The sequence below is a fragment of the Enterococcus sp. DIV1368f genome (assembly GCF_051712245.1).
GTDB lineage: Bacteria > Bacillota > Bacilli > Lactobacillales > Enterococcaceae > Enterococcus > Enterococcus faecalis.
In genome coordinates this window covers 581,815-601,025 of the sequence record NZ_JBIOON010000001.1, presented here as the reverse complement: position 1 = coordinate 601,025, position 19,211 = coordinate 581,815, and the positions used below count along the sequence as shown (strand labels likewise).

General features: G+C 38.2%; 15 protein-coding genes and 1 other annotated feature. Of the genes, 6 read left to right on the top strand and 9 right to left on the bottom strand.

What is annotated here, in order from left to right:
* Nucleotides 1-24: 24 nt before the first annotated feature.
* Together leuS and IGL07_RS02995 are read right to left on the bottom strand one after the other, a co-directional pair.
* A complete protein-coding gene (gene leuS / locus IGL07_RS03000; protein WP_002364766.1) occupies nucleotides 25-2,439 on the bottom strand; it encodes a leucine--tRNA ligase in 2,415 nt (804 codons plus the stop codon).
* Nucleotides 2,440-2,559: 120 nt separating this feature from the next.
* Nucleotides 2,560-2,792, bottom strand: a binding site (T-box leader).
* Nucleotides 2,793-2,842: 50 nt separating this feature from the next.
* Nucleotides 2,843-5,056 carry an autolysin gene (locus IGL07_RS02995; protein ID WP_010817072.1) on the bottom strand — a complete coding sequence of 738 codons (2,214 nt, stop codon included), beginning with the start codon at nucleotides 5,054-5,056 and terminating at the stop codon, nucleotides 2,843-2,845.
* 317 nt (nucleotides 5,057-5,373) lie between these two features.
* Between IGL07_RS02995 and IGL07_RS02990 the strand changes: the two genes are divergently transcribed.
* From IGL07_RS02990 to IGL07_RS02970, 5 genes are all read left to right on the top strand, one after another.
* Nucleotides 5,374-6,033: a DUF1700 domain-containing protein gene (locus tag IGL07_RS02990; protein WP_002381265.1), complete on the top strand. Its 660-nt coding sequence runs from the start codon at nucleotides 5,374-5,376 to the stop codon at nucleotides 6,031-6,033.
* Nucleotides 6,033-7,058: a DUF4097 family beta strand repeat-containing protein gene (locus IGL07_RS02985; protein ID WP_010817071.1), complete on the top strand. Its 1,026-nt coding sequence runs from the start codon at nucleotides 6,033-6,035 to the stop codon at nucleotides 7,056-7,058. Before IGL07_RS02990 ends, IGL07_RS02985 begins: the two co-directional genes overlap by 1 nt.
* Before the next feature lie 166 nt (nucleotides 7,059-7,224).
* Entirely contained in the window at nucleotides 7,225-7,875 is a 651-nt protein-coding gene (locus IGL07_RS02980) for a phosphatase PAP2 family protein (RefSeq protein ID WP_010817070.1), read from the top strand.
* A 15-nt stretch (nucleotides 7,876-7,890) separates the two neighbouring features.
* Nucleotides 7,891-8,859 carry a TIGR01212 family radical SAM protein gene (locus IGL07_RS02975; RefSeq protein ID WP_002355668.1) on the top strand — a complete coding sequence of 323 codons (969 nt, stop codon included), beginning with the start codon at nucleotides 7,891-7,893 and terminating at the stop codon, nucleotides 8,857-8,859.
* A complete protein-coding gene (locus IGL07_RS02970; RefSeq protein ID WP_010817069.1) occupies nucleotides 8,859-9,422 on the top strand; it encodes a class I SAM-dependent methyltransferase in 564 nt (187 codons plus the stop codon). The genes IGL07_RS02975 and IGL07_RS02970 overlap by 1 nt, the downstream gene beginning before the upstream one ends.
* A gap of 57 nt (nucleotides 9,423-9,479) precedes the next feature.
* Here the strand turns inward: IGL07_RS02970 and IGL07_RS02965 are convergent, their stop codons facing one another.
* From IGL07_RS02965 to erfC, 5 genes are all read right to left on the bottom strand, one after another.
* Nucleotides 9,480-10,148, bottom strand: a complete 669-nt coding sequence (locus IGL07_RS02965; RefSeq protein WP_002363221.1) for an ABC transporter ATP-binding protein — start codon at nucleotides 10,146-10,148, stop codon at nucleotides 9,480-9,482.
* 4 nt (nucleotides 10,149-10,152) lie between these two features.
* Nucleotides 10,153-11,232, bottom strand: coding sequence for an ABC transporter permease (locus IGL07_RS02960; protein WP_002373458.1), 1,080 nt, complete (start codon nucleotides 11,230-11,232; stop codon nucleotides 10,153-10,155).
* Nucleotides 11,233-11,370: 138 nt separating this feature from the next.
* Nucleotides 11,371-11,976: a TetR/AcrR family transcriptional regulator gene (locus IGL07_RS02955; protein WP_002355664.1), complete on the bottom strand. Its 606-nt coding sequence runs from the start codon at nucleotides 11,974-11,976 to the stop codon at nucleotides 11,371-11,373.
* A gap of 408 nt (nucleotides 11,977-12,384) precedes the next feature.
* Entirely contained in the window at nucleotides 12,385-14,154 is a 1,770-nt protein-coding gene (gene erfD, locus IGL07_RS02950; RefSeq protein WP_002358756.1) for a multidrug ABC transporter ATP-binding protein/permease ErfD, read from the bottom strand.
* Complete coding sequence (erfC, locus tag IGL07_RS02945) at nucleotides 14,154-15,869, bottom strand: multidrug ABC transporter ATP-binding protein/permease ErfC (protein ID WP_002355662.1); 1,716 nt, start codon at nucleotides 15,867-15,869, stop codon at nucleotides 14,154-14,156. The genes erfD and erfC overlap by 1 nt, the downstream gene beginning before the upstream one ends.
* Before the next feature lie 253 nt (nucleotides 15,870-16,122).
* Between erfC and IGL07_RS02940 the strand changes: the two genes are divergently transcribed.
* A complete protein-coding gene (locus IGL07_RS02940; RefSeq protein ID WP_002376007.1) occupies nucleotides 16,123-16,785 on the top strand; it encodes a TetR/AcrR family transcriptional regulator in 663 nt (220 codons plus the stop codon).
* Nucleotides 16,786-16,865: 80 nt separating this feature from the next.
* Here IGL07_RS02940 and IGL07_RS02935 read toward each other — a convergent pair whose 3' ends face one another.
* Complete coding sequence (locus IGL07_RS02935; RefSeq protein WP_010712037.1) at nucleotides 16,866-17,657, bottom strand: alpha/beta hydrolase; 792 nt, start codon at nucleotides 17,655-17,657, stop codon at nucleotides 16,866-16,868.
* A 38-nt stretch (nucleotides 17,658-17,695) separates the two neighbouring features.
* Nucleotides 17,696-19,162, bottom strand: coding sequence for an MDR family MFS transporter (locus IGL07_RS02930; RefSeq protein WP_010817068.1), 1,467 nt, complete (start codon nucleotides 19,160-19,162; stop codon nucleotides 17,696-17,698).
* Nucleotides 19,163-19,211 lie beyond the last annotated feature (49 nt).

The window sequence follows — 19,211 nt, the reverse complement described above, 5'->3', positions numbered from 1 at the left end:
CTAGTTAGTATTAAAACATATAACTTAATTTGCAACAATATTTACTAATTTATCTGGAACAGCAATCACTTTGCGCACTGTTTTTCCTTCAATAAATTCTTTAACAGCTTCATGGTTCATTGCAATTTGTTCTAATTCTTCTTTGCTTAACCCACGAGCGACATTTTGTTTGCCACGTAATTTTCCGTTCACTTGGAAAACTACTTCCACTTCATCTTCTACTAAGGCCGCTTCATCATAGGTTGGCCAAGGGACATAAGTTAAACTTTCCTCGTTACCTAAAATTTGCCATAGTTCTTCACCAATATGTGGCGCGATTGGCGCAAGTAATTGGACAAAACCTTCCACATATTCATAAGGTAAAGCATCCACTTTATTGGCTTCATTCACAAAAACCATTAATTGAGAAATCGCTGTATTAAAGTGCAAGTTTGCCATATCTTCTGTCACTTTTTTAACCGTTTGATGATAAACTTTCGTTAAACGGCCATCATTAATTGTGGTAATTCGGTCACGCATTTTGCCTTCTTCATCAACAATCAGACGCCAAACGCGATCTAAGAATTTACGACTTCCTTCTAATCCATTTTCATTCCAAGCAATGGAAGCATCTAATGGGCCCATGAACATTTCATAAAGACGTAATGTATCCGCACCATATTTAGCCACCACATCATCGGGATTTACAACATTGCCACGTGATTTAGACATTTTTTCGTTGTTTTCTCCTAAAATCATACCTTGGTTGTATAATTTTTGGAAAGGTTCTTTGGTAGGAACCACACCAATATCATATAAGAATTTATGCCAAAAACGAGCATAAAGTAAATGCAACACCGCATGTTCGGCACCACCAATATAGATATCAACTGGTAACCAACGTTTTAATTTTTCAAAATCAGCAATTTCATTTTTATTATGAGGATCAATGAATCGTAAGTAATACCAAGAGCTTCCAGCCCATTGTGGCATAGTATTCGTTTCACGTTTTCCCTTCATGCCAGTTTCAGGGTCGACGACATTGACCCATTCATCAATGTTTGCTAATGGCGATTCCCCAGTTCCACTTGGGCGAATATCCGATGTTACTGGTAAACGTAAAGGTAACTCAGATTCAGGAACCGTTGTGGTTGTTCCATCTTCCCAATGGATCACAGGAATTGGTTCACCCCAGTAGCGTTGACGAGAGAATAACCAGTCACGTAAACGATAAGATACTTCTTTTTTCCCTACGTGATTTTCTTCTAGCCACTCATTCATTTTAGCGATGGCTTCTGCTTTGTTTAATCCATTTAAGAAATCAGAATTGATATGCGGTCCATCACCTGTATAGGCTTCTGTTGTAATGTCACCACCTGCGATTACTGGTAGGATATCAATGCCAAATGTTTTCGCAAATTCGTAATCCCGTTCATCATGCGCTGGGACCGCCATGATTGCGCCTGTGCCATAGCTTGCTAAAACATAATCGCCAATCCAAATTGGAATTTCTTGGCCATTGACTGGATTTATAGCATACGCACCTGTGAAAACACCTGTTTTTTCTTTTGCTAAATCCGTTCTATTTAAATCAGATTTTTTTGAGGTTTCTTCAATATATGCTTCTACAGCTGCTGTTTGTTCAGGTGTCGTAATTTTTTTCACTAGTTCTAGTTCAGGAGCTAGAACAGTATAGGTTGCACCGAACAAGGTATCAGGACGGGTTGTAAACACCGTGAAACTTTCTTCTGTGCCAGCGACTTTAAAGGTCACATTGGCTCCTTCAGAACGTCCAATCCAATTTCGTTGCATATCTTTAATACTTTCTGGCCAATCAACAAGCTCTAGATCTTCTAATAAGCGATCTGCATAAGCAGTAATTTTCAGCATCCATTGACGCATTGGTCGGCGAACCACATCATAACCGCCACGTTCACTTTTTCCATCAATGACTTCTTCATTTGAAATAACAGTTCCTAGTTCAGGTACCCAGTTAACCGCAACTTCTGCTTCATAAGCTAACCCTTTTTCATATAATTTTGTAAATATCCATTGTGTCCATTTGTAATATTCAGGATCAGTGGTATTAATTTCGCGATTCCAATCATAGCTGAATCCTAGTGAATTAATTTGGCGACGGAATGTTTCGATATTTTTCTTAGTAAATTCAGCTGGGTCATTTCCTGTGTCTAACGCATATTGTTCTGCTGGCAAACCAAACGCATCCCAGCCCATTGGATGCAACACATTATAGCCTTGCGCACGTTTCATACGTGAAAGAATATCGGTTGCTGTATAACCTTCCGGGTGTCCTACGTGTAAGCCTTGTCCAGATGGATAGGGAAACATATCTAATGCATAAAATTTTTCTTTATTTGGGTCGTCCAATGTATTGAAACAATTGTTCTTAGCCCAATATTTTTGCCATTTCTTCTCAATCTCTTTGTGATTGTAGCTCATGTTATTCCTCCTAGTAATATAAAATTTTTCATTCTTAAAATTTGCCACCTGCAGCCATTGTCACTATTCTGACTTAAACTAGCCACTTAGTGATAAAAAAAAGTCCTATAGGAAAAATTCCTATAGGACGTGAACATACAAATGCAACGTGGTACCACCTAAATTCGTCAAAGAAACGGTCAGTCACCGTCACCTTAACCTCAAACGTCTTAACGATCGTCACCGACTTTTCCTACTTGGTTTGTTCAAAAAAGTAACTTAAAGGCGAGTTCAAAAGCTTCTGTACGTATTTCCACCAGCCATACGCTCTCTATCACATGGTTCTTTCTACTATTCCTTCTCATTGTTTTTTTCTATTATAAGACTCATGTTACCAAAGATAGCTATTTTTTTCAATCTTAAATTAACCAACTTTTAAAGTTTGACCAATATAAATTGTATCCCCGCTTAAGCCATTTAATTGTTTGATTTTTTGGATGCTGATTCCGTATTGCATTGATAAGCCCCAAAGTGAATCACCGCTTTTAACTGTATGGCGTTTGCCTGATGCACTATTTGTTGAAGAAGCATTGCCACCTGCAGAAGCGCCTTTTTTCACGATAATTGTTTGACCAGCAAAAATTAAATCGCCTTTGATCCCGTTCCATGAACGTAGATTAGCAACACTCACGCCAAACTGTGCAGAAATTTTATTCAACGTATCGCCTGATTTAATCGTGTAGGATGTTGTCGCACCGCCACCATTATTCGTAGGCTTGTTCGTATTCGTTGAACCTGAGTTGGCGCCTTTTTTCACGATAATCTTTTGACCAGCAAAAATCAAACTACCGCTGATGTTATTCCAGGCTTGTAAGTTAGCCACACTAACACCGAATTGTGCAGAAATTTTGTTCAAGGTATCGCCTGATTTAATCGTGTAGTACGTATTCGTTCCTGATTGATTATTGTTAGAGCCACCGTTGCCTGAGCCGCCGGTGTTACCTGAAGTACCTTTTTTCACAATAATTTTTTGACCAGCGAAGATTAAATCGCCAGAAATGCCATTCCATGAGCGTAAATTAGCAACACTCACGCCATATTGGGCGGCAATTTTGTTCAAGGTATCGCCTGATTTAATTGTGTAGTACGTATTCGTTCCTGATTGATTATTGTTAGAGCCACCGTTGTTTGAGCCACCAGTGTTACCTGAAGCACCTTTTTTCACGATGAGCTTTTGACCAACGAAAATTAAATCGCCAGAGATGCCATTCCATGAGCGTAAATTAGCAACGCTCACGCCATATTGCGCGGCAATCTTATTCAAGGTATCCCCTGATTTTACAGTATAGTACGTGTTCGTTCCTGATTGATTATTGTTAGAACCACCGCTGCCTGAGCCACCAGTGTTACCTGAAGCACCTTTTTTCACGATAAGTTTTTGACCAACGAAAATTAAATCGCCAGAGATGCCATTCCATGAGCGTAAATTAGCAACACTCACACCATATTGCGCGGCAATTTTATTCAAGGTATCCCCTGATTTTACAGTATAGTACGTGTTCGTTCCTGATTGATTGTTAGAGCCGCCTGTTCCTGGGTTAACTGTTCCGCCCCCAGTATTTCCACCAGAAGATGGTGTATCATATTGAGTTAAGTTATATGCGGTAATTACATTATTTAATTTAGCATTGTAGCTAGGATCTGTCGCATAACGACCTGTTAACCAAGCAGTTGCATCGCGATACGAGCTTGTATTGCTTTTCCAAGCCCCAGCATAATAGTAAACGCCCGCTTGGAAAGAAGTTGTTTTTAGCACGTGCGCATTATCTTGGAATGATTCCATGTAAGAAGGATATTTACGGAAAGGTTCTTTTTTCACTAACCATTTGCCGTTTAAATATTCCCATGTATCCATATAGACAGATTGTCCATTGTAGCTGCCTTTAATCCCAAATAAGTTATAGTTTGGTGCCTTAGATAGCGTACTTGCTCCCCAACCACTTTCAACGATTGCTTGAGCCATCATCACTGATGCATATAAATCATTGGCTTGCGCAATAGGTTGTGCACAACGAGCTAACTCGGCAATAAATTCTGAAGGACTTTGCGTCGGTGATAACGCTGAAAAAGTTTGCGCAGAAGCTACTCTAGCTTCTGGTACTTTTACTTCATCATCGGGTGTAACCGCAGGCGCTGCTTCAGACTCGGTTGCTGAAGGAGCTACTGGCGTGATTTCTGCTACTGAAGAATCAGTCGTTCCTGATTCCACAGGTGTAGTTGAATCAACTGTTGGTTGCTCGGTACTTGGTGTTGTTGGTGTTTCTGTTGATGATTCAGTTGTCGATTCAGTCGTTGTTGACGAATCCGTTGTCGGTTGTTCCGCAGTTCCTGGCGTAGTTTCTGTTGTTGGTGTCTCTACTAAGCCAGTTTCCGTAGTAGGTGCTTGGGCAACTTCCGCATTTGTTGGCTGCTCTTCTGTTGCCTCAGCAGTCACTGGTAGTAACGCAACGGGCGTTCCTACAGATGAAACAATTAACGCCGAGCTGAATAAAGTAGTGCTCTTCTTCCATTGTACTGGCGTTTTCTTTCTTTGTTGTGCTTTCCTTCTTTCGATACGTGACATTGATTCTTTCTTCATTGATACGTCCCCAACTTTCCTTTTTTAACTTTTATATGTAAATGTAATTTTTTAGTTTTGTTATTATAACAAGTATACCTTTTTTTCTGGCTAATTAAAAACACTTCAACAAAATTTCATATTACTGTAACTAGATTGTAAAGAAGTAATGTTTTTTAACATGGATTTACTCTCTTGTTACTACTCGGAAAAAACTGCGACTTTAGTTGTAGATGCTTCTTTACCTTAGTCTGATTTTTTTAATTTCTCTTGTTATTCGCTCAAAAAGAAATTATAGTTTAAGATGAGAAATGAATCGTGTAGAAAGAGGGAGCGGAATGAATAAAGAACATTTTATTATTGAGCTGAAAATTTATTTAAAAGCGTTAAATCCAAAAGATCAAGCTATTATTCTTGCGAAATACAAGGCGTTATTTGATGCTCGTGTTGCGGAAGGCGAAACAGAAGAACAAGTGGCAAAATCATTGGGGAAACCACGGGTTATCGCAGAAGAAATTTTAAAAGAACAAGGCATTGAATTGACGGAACGAAAAATTGAAAATAATGGCTGGCAAGAAATTCCAGCGGCTACACCTGCTTATGATCATCCCTATGAAGAAGAATCTGAATTTTACTATGATAATGATTCTCCATACTATCAACGACCACAGCATCGGCCGCTAACCCGATTTTTCCAAGTGCTTGGTATTTTCTGTTTAAATTTTTTCTTCATGTTTTGGGTTATTTTAGGGATTGCCTTAATGTACGTCGGTTGTGGCATTGCCGGAGCTGCAACTTTATTTTCACCAATTTATGGTATTTATAGTGTTATTACCCAAGCAAATGCCGCTTCCTTTTTCCAATTATCTATGAGTCTCTTTTTATTTGGTGCATCAATCATTGGTTGGTTACTGTTTCTACCAATTTTAAAATTTTCAGCACATGTCTTTAAGCGTTATTTCCAATGGAACATTGCTGTTTTACGAGGTGATATCTAATGAAAAAAACAACAGGGATTCTCTTATCCATTGCTGTCTTAGCGATGCTAATTGGTGGATCTGGCGCCGTCTATTATTACAAGCAAGCGGAAAAATCAGTCACGCCGCTAAAAGAAAGTTATACACTAAAAAATAAACAAGCAGGCGAAGAACTTCACTTATCCTTAAAAGGCAAAGGCCCTTATACCATTTATAAAACTGATAGTAACAACATGGGATTACGATCACCGAATAATGCCTTTTATTCAAAAGCTGAAGGCACCTTAGATGTCAAAGAAGAAAAAAATAAAATAACAGCAACCATCAATACCACTCGTACACAAAACCAACCCGAGTTGTCATTTTTTAATATTGGCATTTTTAATGACCTCACACCGAACGTGAGTGTCCAGATTCCTAATAATGTGAAAAAGTTAGTGATTGATGGCTCAACCCATTCACAAGTTTCATTGAATGCTTTTAACGTAGACGAATTAACAACTAATCTACCAAATTCTTATGTTAGTCTATCGGGTGTTAAAGCCAAAAAAATGACGCTTAACTCTTCAGATGGCATCTACCTTTCAGCGGATACTTCCGCTAAAACAGCAACAGTTGAAACCACTGACGGCGATATAACGTTGGATTCAGCCTATTTCGATGAAATCAAAAATACGACTACTTCTGGTGATATTCGAGTGCAAAATGCTCGCGGAAACATCCAAGCAACAACGACAGATGGCGATATTAGCGTCTATGATTTCAAAGGAGAAGCTAACTTTTCAAGTGAAAATGGTGATTTTTCTTTAGACATGCCTGCTGTGCCTAAAAAATTAACTGTCGCTCTTGTCCATGGAGATATTTATGTAAATTCTGGAGAAATTTTGCGTAACATTTCAATCAAAGGTGAATCAAAATTAGGCGATGTTCAACTTTTAAACAAAGAGCGAACATCTTATAAGAATGGTCGTGCGAATACAGAGTTTAACCTTTCTAGCGAATTCGGCGATATTACCGTTGATACTCCTGACGACGATAATCAATAAACATGGCCATTAAAAAAAGTTCTGGCAGCACAATCTCTCATTGTGGTGCCAGAACTTTTTTAATATCTGTATCCCCTCCAATCAGGCAATGAAATTATCTTTTAATTTTTTACCCTTTTGATGGTATAATACGGATTGTTGCGATTAAATTTTGAAAGGATTTTTTATGAAAAACAAACTTTATTATCAATTTGCAGGTAGTTGTTTTCTTTTAGTATTTATGTTTTTAGGCTATGTTGTTCGTTTTTATCCAACCTGGCTTAAAGGCTTTGATCAAACGATTACTTCTTTTGTTCGTCGTCCTTTTCCACAGCTAAATAACTTTTTTATTTGGTACACCAAATTTGCCAATTCATTGACGATTATCATCTTAGCGATCGTTGTCATTGCTCTATTTATTGTTTGGAAATATTATGCTGAAGCATTATGGCTCTTTATTAATACTGCTTTAATTGCTGGCGTAGGTAATTCTTTATTAAAATTATTCTTTATGCGCCAACGTCCTACTTTGGAGCATTTAGTAACTGAACATACGTATAGTTTTCCTAGCGGACATGCTGTCGGAAGTACCTTGTTCTACGGCACTATTTTATTGATTCTGCCAATTTTCATTAAAAATAAAAAGGTCCGCCTTTGTGTGCAAATTTTACTAGGTATTGGGATTTTCATGATTGGGGTTAGTCGAATCTATTTAGGTGTCCATTTCCCTAGCGATATCTTAGGTGGTTTTTGTCTTGGTTTAGCTTGGTTGTTATTAAGTTACCCTATTTATTTAGAAAAACGCTTTGTTTGGCGATTTCAAAGCAAACAACGCTAGAAAGAAGTCTTGATTATGCAAATTTTTCCTTATTCAGATGATCCAAATAAACGCTATCACACTTGGAACTATGCACTTCGTCAACAGTTTGGTGAAAAGATTTTTAAAGTGCCAATTGATGGTGGCTTTGATTGCCCCAATCGTGATGGGACGGTTGCCAAAGGTGGTTGTACGTTCTGTAGTGTTTCTGGCTCAGGCGACATGATTGTTGCACCTAGCGATCCCCTGCCGCTTCAATTTCAAAAAGAAATCCAATTGATGCATCAAAAATGGCCAACTGTCGATCAATACATTGTTTACTTCCAAAATTTCACCAATACACATGCGCCCGTTGACGTTATTCGTCATCGGTTTGAACAAGTAGTCAATGAAAAAGGCGTCGTTGGTTTATCCATTGGTACCCGTCCTGATTGTTTGCCTGATGAGGTGGTGAACTATTTAGCCGAATTAAATGAACGCTTTTATTTATGGGTAGAGTTGGGTTTGCAAACCACGTTTGAGGAAACTAGCGCTGCCATTAATCGCGCTCATGATTATCAAACATATCTAGATGGTGTGGCTAAATTACGGAAACACGGGATTCGGGTCTGTACACATTTAATTAACGGGCTACCTGGTGAAACACCTGCCATGATGCGCGAAAATGTGCGGCGAACTATTCAGGATTCAGATATCCAAGGGATTAAACTGCACTTACTTCATTTAATGACAAATACCAAAATGATGCGGGATTATAATGAAGGTCGCTTACAATTGATGAGCAAAGAAGCCTATGTTTCAGTGATTTGTGATCAGTTAGAAATGATTCCACCCGAAATTGTTATTCATCGCTTGACAGGCGATGCTCCCTTTGAAACAATTATCGGACCGATGTGGAGCTTGAAAAAATGGGAAGTCCTCAATGCGATTGATGCGGAAATGAAACGCCGCAACAGTTATCAAGGAAAATATACTGTCATTTCAGGAAAGGAAGTTTTCAATTAATGCTACAAACATCCCTACATTTTAGTCACCAACTTTTAAAAGAAGTGGTGGAACCTGGCGACTTCGTCATTGATGCAACAATGGGAAATGGTCATGATACAGCATTCTTAGCAGAGCTGGTTGGCCCTTCTGGTGAAGTTTTCGCCTTTGATATCCAAAAAGAAGCGTTGATCAATACAGAACAAAAGTTAACAGAACTTAATTTACTCCCACAAACTACGTTATTTCCATTAGGACATGAACATCTTCATGCTGTCCTAGATGAAGAAACAGAAATCACTGCCGCTATTTTTAACTTAGGCTATTTACCTAAAAGTAATAAGGAAATTATTACAAAACCCACTACGACTAAACAGGCGTTAGATGGGTTACTGCCTCATTTGGTAAAAGGAAGTCGCATTATTTTAGTCGTTTATTATGGCCACGAAGGTGGTTCAGAGGAACTTGATTTGGTCACGAATTACACGCAAGCCTTACCACAAGATATTTACAGTGTCTTACGTTATGAGTTTATCAATCAAAAAAATCAGCCACCTGTTCTTTTCTGTATTGAAAAGAAATAAGAGAACATAGTCGGATTGTTTCCAGCAATCCGATCATGTTCTCTTTTATTTGTTTTGTTACTCTGTCAATTCACCATCACGAATACGAACCACTCGATCACAGTATTTCAACAAACGCTCATCATGTGTCACCATGATAATCCCTTTATCTTTCTCTTTGGCCTCTTTCGCTAGTAATTGGACAACATCAAACGCCTTTTCTGTATCTAAACTAGCCGTTGGTTCATCTGCCAAAATTACGTCTGGCTCATGATACAATGCACACGCAATGGCTACCCGTTGTCTTTCCCCACCAGAGAGATCACGAGGATAACTATTTCGTAATTCTTTTAAACCCAACGTCTCTAACAATTGCTCTTTTAATTCACTATTTTTACGTGACTTATCAACTTTTTCAATTAAGTGAAATTGATCTTCCACTGTTAAAAATGGAACCAAATTAGAGCTTTGTAAAATAAAGCCGATTTTTTGAAAACGTTGCGCCAAACGTTGCTTCTTCGTTAACTTATTTAGTGATTGCCCGCCAACAATTACTTCGCCACTTGTCGGTGCCTGTAAACCAGCTGCAATCGTTAAAAAGGTACTTTTACCAGAACCAGAAGGACCAATTACTGCGACAAATTCACCTGGCTGAACCGCAAAAGATAATTCTTTTAACGCGATCACTTCTGTATGTTTTTCACCATATTTTTTATAAATATTTTTCATTTCTAAAACATTTGCCATGTCTTTAACCTCCAATCGCGATTAACGGATCAATTTTAGCAATCGTTCGAATTGAAAATGCCCCGCCAATTAATGCAGATAAAATCAATAGTACACTAAACAAAATCATGCGTGGTCCATTAGTTGCATAAGGCATCGCTTCTGGTAAAAAGAGCACGGTAATTCCCGTTAAAGCAAGACCAATCGCCACTCCTAGAACAGCCAATAAAGCGGTTTGTAGCATGACTGCCTTTGCTAAGAAACTAGTCGGCACCCCTTGAACTTTTAAGACACCGAACATTGCTGTTTTCTGTAAAGTCATCACAAAGATAAAAATACCGATAATGAACGCTGCAATCACAATCAAGAAATAAATCATGCCATCCAAGGTCAAGTTTTGAGCGCTGTATCCTGGCAGTTTTTCAATAAAATCTGAAATTGAAAGAACTTGGCTGTCTTTATTAGTCGTTTTAACTTCCGTGTTGTCCTTGCTGCGAACAATGAAACCATTAACCATTTTGGCCATTGCTGGATTGTCACCATATTTAATTGACCGCCAAGTATCCAGAGAAGTGTAAATAACTGGCACAATGTTATAGCTACTTTTAGAAATAAAGCCGACAATTTCTAATTGCTCATCATATTTCCCTGCAGTTAATTTGTCGCCAATTTTAAATCCTTGATTTTTCAATGTTTCTGAAGCAATCACTTGATTTTTATCAGTAAATGCGTTTCCTTCAATCACTTTTGGCATTAAAAAACTTTCTTTTTCAATCCCAAATAAGCTAACATTCGTTAATTCAGCCTTTTTATCATCTGCTGGGCGGATGGCTAAAGATTGTTGACCAATCGGTGCAATTTTGCCTCCTGAAATCGTTTCTTTCACGTTTTCATCTAACACTGATACATTTAAATTACTATTGGCCTCTTTTGATAAAACCACTTGATTCGCTTGCCATTGATCTACGGCTAAACGATTTCCTTGAGCTAAACCGTTCGCTAAACCTGACAAAATAAAAATTAACCAAGCAATCAAGACCATTACTAAGACTACAAGGACGTACCGTCCTTTTGAATACTTCATTTCATTAAATCCTAAAAACATGAATGGTTCACCTCTTTCTTCTTTTCGAAATAAACTATATCACTTATCAATCGATAAATCAATAATTATTTATCGATTGATAAGTGAATTTCACAAAAAAATAGAGAAGTCTGTTTTTCAACAGGGCTTCTCTATTTTTTATTTGTGACTTTTCAAAACGCCATGTAGCATAAATTGAATAAATTTTTTGACATCGTCATCCACTGTTTTTCGCTGGTACGTTTTTTCAATACTTAATAATGCACTAACGTTATATAAAATAAACCGAGTTGCATCATCTACACTGATGCCCTCTTGTAAGCAATTGGTTTCAGGTTCACTTTCAAAAATAGCCGCAATATTATTGATATAGGTTTTTTTGAAAATTTGATACAGCGTACGATTGTAATCAGGGCCCATTTCTTGAAACATATCGTTCAACATTAAGAAAAGATTGGTCGGATGTTCATCTAACAAAACTTTGATTAATTGATAAAGTTTTTCTTCTACTGATGCATTTCCAGAAACAATTGGGACTAATTCTTCCTGAACACGGGACGTTAATTCTTCAATCACAGCTAAATACAGTTCTTTTTTATTTTTAAAATGGTGATAGAGATTCGGTTGGGTAATGTTCGCTTTTAAAGCAATTTCACGAGTGGAGGTATTTTTGAACCCCTTTGTCATGAATAATTCAGAAGCGACAGACAAAATAATTTGCCGTGTACGTTCTAAATCAGCTTTGCGTTTATTTGGCTTTTCCATGGTTTTCTCGCCCCCTGCTGCTTTTTATTTTAGCATATTCTCCGGCAAGAAACGAGAGACCTTTATACAAAAAACGAAAAATATACAATCAATGTGTCTACTATTTGGAGAAGAATCGCGCAATAATACCACCACTGCAGATGTATCAGCCAGCCTTTTTCGCCCCCAAAATAAATCAACCACTGCAGTCCAGATAAAAAACTATTAGCCAACAACCAAAAAAGCAGCGCCGATTTCATCCATCGATTCTCTCTGAATATACTCAGTACAAGCAAAGGATTTAGCACCAAAAACGTGCGCCGTAATTGCCGTACATTCCTCATTTTTCCATTGACATTTCTCCTTTTTCTATTTAGCATAGCAAAAAAAGAAGCAAATGAGAATGACTCATTTTGCTTCTTTTTCGACTTATTCAAAAACAAATTGATTTTTATAAAGTTCCGCATAGAATCCATCTTGTTCAACTAGTTCATGGTGGTTGCCTTCTTCAATGACTTCACCGTCTCGTAAAACAATAATCCGATCCGCATTTAGAATCGTTTTCAAACGATGGGCAATCACAAAACTGGTGCGCCCTTTAATTGCTTCGTCCATCGCTTTTTGGATTTTGGCTTCTGTTACTGTATCAACATTACTTGTTGCTTCATCCAAAATTAATAATTCTGGATTGGTAATAATCGTTCGTGCAATACTTACTAATTGCTTTTGCCCCGTACTGAAAAGGTTATTCTCTTCCGTAATCTCAGTATCGTAGCCTTGCTCAAGATTTACAATAAATTCATGGATATTCGCTTGTTTCGCTGCTTGAACAATTTCTTCATCCGTGGCCTCTGGCTTACCAAACGCAATATTCTCACGAATTGTTCCTGAAAATAGAACGGACTCTTGCAAAACAATGCCTACATGTGAACGCAAGCTATCTAAATCCATTTCACGAATGTCCACACCATCAAACGTCACGGCGCCTTCATTCACATCATAAAAGCGATTCATTAAATTCATAATCGTTGTTTTTCCTGAGCCTGTCGGTCCGACTAAAGCGACCATTTCACCTTTATCCACATGAATAGAAACATCTTTCAACACAGGCGTTTCTGGATTATAGCCAAAAACAACATGATTTAAAGCCACAGCTTTGTTAATCTCTTCTAATTTTTCGCCATTTTCGGGACGAATTTCATCTGGTTCATCAAACATCTCATTTAAACGACGAGCGCCTGTAACAGCTAATTGAATCATGCTATAACCTGAAGAAATTTGCATTAATGGTTGATAATATTGTTGAGAATATTGAACAAACATAACGACTAAACCTAACGCAGCGGCACGATCAACAGAGCCATTGATTGCTAACCAACCACCAAAGAAAATAACAATCGCCGTATTGACTAATGACATTCCTTGCATCATTGGGAAAAGTAATCCTGAATACACTTGACCTTTATACGTAGCTGCACGGACTTTTTCATTTTGCTCTAAAAAGCCGTCAATGGTTTCTTCTTGTAAACCATTGGTGATAATCACACGTTGCCCACTAATTTTTTCATCCATATAGCCATTTAATTTACCCACTTCATCTTGCTGTAAATCGACATATTTGCGCGCCTTGCTAATCACAAAGACCGCAATTAAAATCGCAATCGGCGTAGAAGCAATTGTGGCCCATGCCAGTTCCACATTTTGACGGAACATCATGATTAAGACACCAACCAATAAGGCAATATTGGTTAATACTTGTAGCAACGCTTGGTTTAAGCTGTTTTGGATGTTGTCTAAATCACTAGTAAAACGACTTAAAATTTCACCATCTTGATGAGAATCAAAGAAACGAATCGTCAATTTTTCTAGTTTGTTAAACAAACCAATCCGCATGCGGTTCGTCGATTTCCCCACGACTTGTGTAAAGAGAATACTATAAATGAAACTAGCGGCACTAGTTAAGACATAAAAAATGAGTAGTTTCCAAATGACAGAAACGAACGCACTTTTATCGTCTTTTCCTTGCATCACATTAACCGCATATTTCGCTAATTCCTGAATAGCTTCCCCAACGAATTGCGGCGCTTTGACTTGTAAATAAGTCGCTGCGAAAATTGCTAAGAAAATAAAGAGGAAAGAAACTTTGTAACGCTTTAAATAATGATAGAAAAATTTACTAGCTTTTATTAAATCAGTCATTAAGCTTCCTCCTTCCCTTTTTGAGTTTCGTAAATTTCTTGATACACTGGGTTCGTAGCTGCTAATTCTTCATGCGTGCCTTCCCCGACTAAACGTCCATTATCCAATACTAAAATACGATCTGCATGGACAACAGAAGAAATTTTTTGGGCAATAACGATCGTGGTAGTCTCTTTTAACTCTTTATCCAACGCTTCTCGGACTAACCGCTCCGAACGAGCATCCAACGCGCTGGTGCTATCATCTAAAATCAAAATTTTAGGCTCACCAATCACACCTCTTGTAATTGATAACCGTTGTTTTTGTCCACCAGAAAAGTTATTACTCCGTTCTTCGACGGGTGCATCATAACCTTCTGCTAATTTTTCAATAAATTCCTTGGCTTGGGCGATGCCTGAAGCCCGTTCCATGTCCGCTTCAGAAGCGTCACGTTTACCATGGCGTAGATTTTGCGCAATCGTTCCAGAGAACAGGATTGCTTTTTGCAACACAAAGGAAACTGTTTTTCGTAAACTGTGTTCGTTCACTTCTCGTAAATCGACACCACCAACTTCAATCTTTCCTTCTGTCGGATCAAACAAACGTGGAATTAATTGTGCCAATGTAGATTTACCAGCGCCAGTTGCGCCCACAATCCCAATCATTTCACCTGGCTGAATAGAGAAAGAGATGTCTTTCAAGGTATCTTCTTCATCCCCAGGATAACGGAAAGATACGTGATCAAACTCAACACTACCAATTAACTCTTGTTCTGGGACTTTTTTGTAGGTAACATCTGGTTCTGTTTCCATCACTTCTTTAATCCGCTTAATGGAAACAGCGGCACGAGAAGTCATCATCATCATCATTCCGCCGATAATAATCGCCATCATGATTTGCATTAAATAGTTCATAAAGGAAGCGACACCACCGATTAAAGTTGGATCATCCTTGACTAAGTTACTCACAAAGAAAATCGAGCCTACAACAGCTAAGTTCGCCACCAACATAAACGCTGGAATCATCACAGCAAATAAGCTACCTACGATTAAGTTATGGGTGGTTAATTCTTCACTCACTTTTGTAAAACGTGACAATTGATTTTTTTCTTGAACAAATGATTTGACGACACGAATGCCTAACAAATTTTCTTTTGCGATACCATTAATCTTATCAATCAAGTTTTGAATAATCATGAAATGCTTGCCCATTTGCGAAAAGGACAGCATAGAAATCAAAATAACTGCGATGACAAGTGCAACAATCACCCACCATAGTTGTGGCAAGGTTAGCATCGCTAAAATAAAACTCCCGATAAATAAAAAAGGAATTCTAAAAAGTGTCTGCAACGCAATCATAATGACATTTTGAATTTGAGTAACGTCATTTGTTAAACGAACAACTAAGTTACCTGCTGAAAATTTTTCGATATTGCCAAATGAAAAGGTTTGGATTTTGCGGAAAGTTGCTTCACGAATGTCAGCACTGACACCTTGGGCAACTTTGGCAGAAAAAATTGTATTAATAACCCCTGCAACGAGCCCTAATCCTGCAATGGCAATTAATTGAATCCCTAAGTTTTTCATTTTGTCGCTATCGTCATTCATAATTGCTTCCAACACTTGTTGTAACAATTTTGGTTGCCAAAGTGCTGAGACAACCATTACGATCACCGCCAACAAGGCAATAACTACCGAGCCTTTGTATTTTTTGGCGTGTTGAATAATAAGGTCCATCTTATCCCTACTTTCTTAAAATAGTTCCCTGCTTCTTCAGTGTTGGTCTGCGAATTCTTCCCCATTACAAAAAAATCAATTTGCTCATTGACTTCACCAATTTAACACTGTAAAATAAGGCCGATTCATAATTTACCATTTTTAGTGGTAAAATACAAGCGAACAAGTTAATTTTTCACAAGTTTTTCCTATCATAAAGTGTACCTTCTTTTTGATAAACTTACGAAGATAACGTTTAATAGGAGCTAAAATCATGGAACCGAAATTATCAAAAGACACGATTATTGCAGCCGCATTTTCTTTGTTAGAAAAAAGTCCCACTTTAGAACAACTTTCTATGCGTAAAGTCGCCAAACAGCTTGGTGTACAGGCACCCGCAATTTATTGGTATTTTAAAAATAAGCAAGCCTTACTTCAAAGTATGGCTGAAGCGATTGAAGAGCACTTTCAAGAACCTGTATTATGTGGTGAATGGTATTCTGACTTACTGGCCTTCATGGAAAACTATTATGATCTCTATCAACAATTTCCCTGTGCCGTAGCTATCGAAATCCAAACCGTCCCTGCCTATCCCCAACGATTACGTCATTTGAATCAAATGATGGGCATTTTAAGAGAAGCAGGTTTTTCACCAGAAATGACTCATTTAGCAGTAACGTCTTTACAACATCTTTTATTTGGGATGATTATGGACGCAACGGAGGAAAAACAGCTCGTTTCGCAAGTGTTGAACGGAGATGACTATTTAAAAGAACAAGTGCTGCACATGAAACAATATGTCTCCGACAATGAGTTAACATACATGGAGGAAAGCATTCAATTTCGACACTCCATCCACCAAAAATCCGCCTTTATTCAAGCCGTTAAAACCTACTTAGATGGGTTGCAAGCAGACAACACATCTTCATCTAAATAAAAAAAGCCCTTGGTCCGTCAGTCATTTCGACTGACGGACCAAGGGTTAACTTTTAAAATAAATCTTGAAAACTACTTTCTCTATTTTGGTATTGGTAGCCAAGCCAAGGCTTTTTGAATCCATTCATCCCAGAACACCCAGTCATGTTCTCCTGGTCCAGTTTCAAAAGTGTAACTTGCCTGTGCCTGTTCCAACGCTTGAGCCATCTGTTGATTAGCAGAAAGTAACATATCTTGCTCCCCACAACAAAGGTAAAATTGGGGCATTTCTGTTTGGCTTTCTACTAATTGTTGTAGTAAATACAGCGGATCGTGAATAGAACCTTCAATTTGATCTAACGGGCCAAAAATACCTTCCCAATAGCTTCGATTACGGACTTTTAATAATTCCCCAAAACTAGTGGATGATAAACTGACTGCCCCAGACAAAGAAGCAACGGCTGCAAAAGATTCTGGTTTCGCTAATCCTAATTTCAAGGCGCCATAACCACCCATTGACAAACCAGCGGCAAAGGTTTTTTCTCGTTTTGTACTTAACTGTGGAAAGAGTTGATGACAAATTTTCGGTAATTCTTCTGAGATAAACGTCCAATAGTTCATATCGTATTGCGTGTCCGTATACCAAGCTAAATCCGTGGACGGCATAATGACAGCAATCCCCAAATCAGCGACATACCGCTCAATAGAGGTTCTGCGAGCCCAGACGCTGTGATTTCCTCCCATCCCATGTAATAAATACAACACGGGAATATCTGTTAATGCTGCTTGGGTACTTGTGCCCACTTTTTTTACCGTTTCTTGTGGTAAAATTACGTTCACATTCACTTCCATTTCCAATACATTTGAATAAATATTTGCTTGTAAAAAGGCCATCTACTTTTCCCTCCAATACTCTTTCTATTAGTGTACCACTAAACCTTCGCTCGTTGCGCTTTTGCAAAAATATTTAACAAAAGAGCGACAACAACTAAGCCCGCACCGACTAAGTAAACATTATGCAGACCTGCATAGAGGATACCGCGTAATGGTTTTAACAACGTAGCTGGAATTAAATTTGCAGTATGTGGATTCACTAATTGATTCATGACATCTGCATCGACGTTTAACGCGCTCGCTTCCAATTTCGCAAACATTCCTGCATTTAAAATCACACCAAAAATTGACACCATCACAGTCTGCCCAATTGTACGCACCAACGTATTAAACGATGTTGCAACCCCCATTTTTTCAGGCTCCACTGTACTTTGTGCGGTCACCGTAGTCGTTGTGATAGTAATCCCAAAACCAACTCCTAAGACAGAAGACACTACAAAGAAAAGCCAAAACGGAACGGCCATTGGCATTACCACTAAAAAGATGGCCCCGACTAATAGAATCGATAACCCAATCGTTAAAACTTTTTTCATAGCATATTTTTCCATAAAGCTACTTGCTATAAATGATCCAGCCATCCAAAGTAACGACATAGGCGCTAAAACTAAGCCACCAATTCCTGCACTTTTTCCTAAGACACCTTGCATCCACATCGGAATGTAGACATCAATCCCCATTAAGAAACCGCTAATAAGCGCCGCAATAAGATTTACTAAAACAAACGTTGGTTGATTAAATAAATGCAAATCAATCACTGGGTCTTGCGCGCGTTTTTCTATCATCACAAACGCTACAAAAAAGAGCACACTCAAACTCAAACAACCAAATGTTACTAATGTAAAACCATTATCGCTAATCATTTGAAAACCTAGCAATAACGTTAGCAACACTGCCATCAAAGTAACGCTGCCCAAAATATCCATTGGCATCTTGGTCCGTTCCCGCTTTTGTTCAACTAAGAAAATACTAATCAAGCCCAATAAAACAAGTCCAATAGGAACATTAATGAAGAAAATCCAATGCCAACCGACTGTATCTACAATAAAACCACCTGCTAACGGACCAAAAATACTGGCAATTCCCCAGGCGGCGCTGTTTAAACCTAAAATTTTCGCTCGCTTGTCCAATGTATACATATCGGCAATAATCGTTAACGCAACTGGTAAAATTGCGCCTGCCCCCACACCTTGAATTGCGCGGGCAATAATTAAAGTCAACATATCTTGAGCAAAGCCACACAACGAGGAGCCCAAAATAAAAATGATAATGCCAATCATGAAGACAGGTTTACGACCAATTTTATCCGCAAGTTTCCCATAAATCGGTGTTAACATCGCATTCGTTAATAAATAAATTGAAAATACCCAGTTCATAATTTCCATGCCATGTAACGAGCCGACAATCGTTGGCATCGCAGTAGACACAATGGTCCCTTCAATGGCTGTCATAAATGTTGCCACAAAAACACTCACCGTGACTAACTTCACATTTGTTTCTTTTGCCATTTGTTCACATCCTTTTCTATTCAATTGTCAATTTTCTAAATTGCTCCAT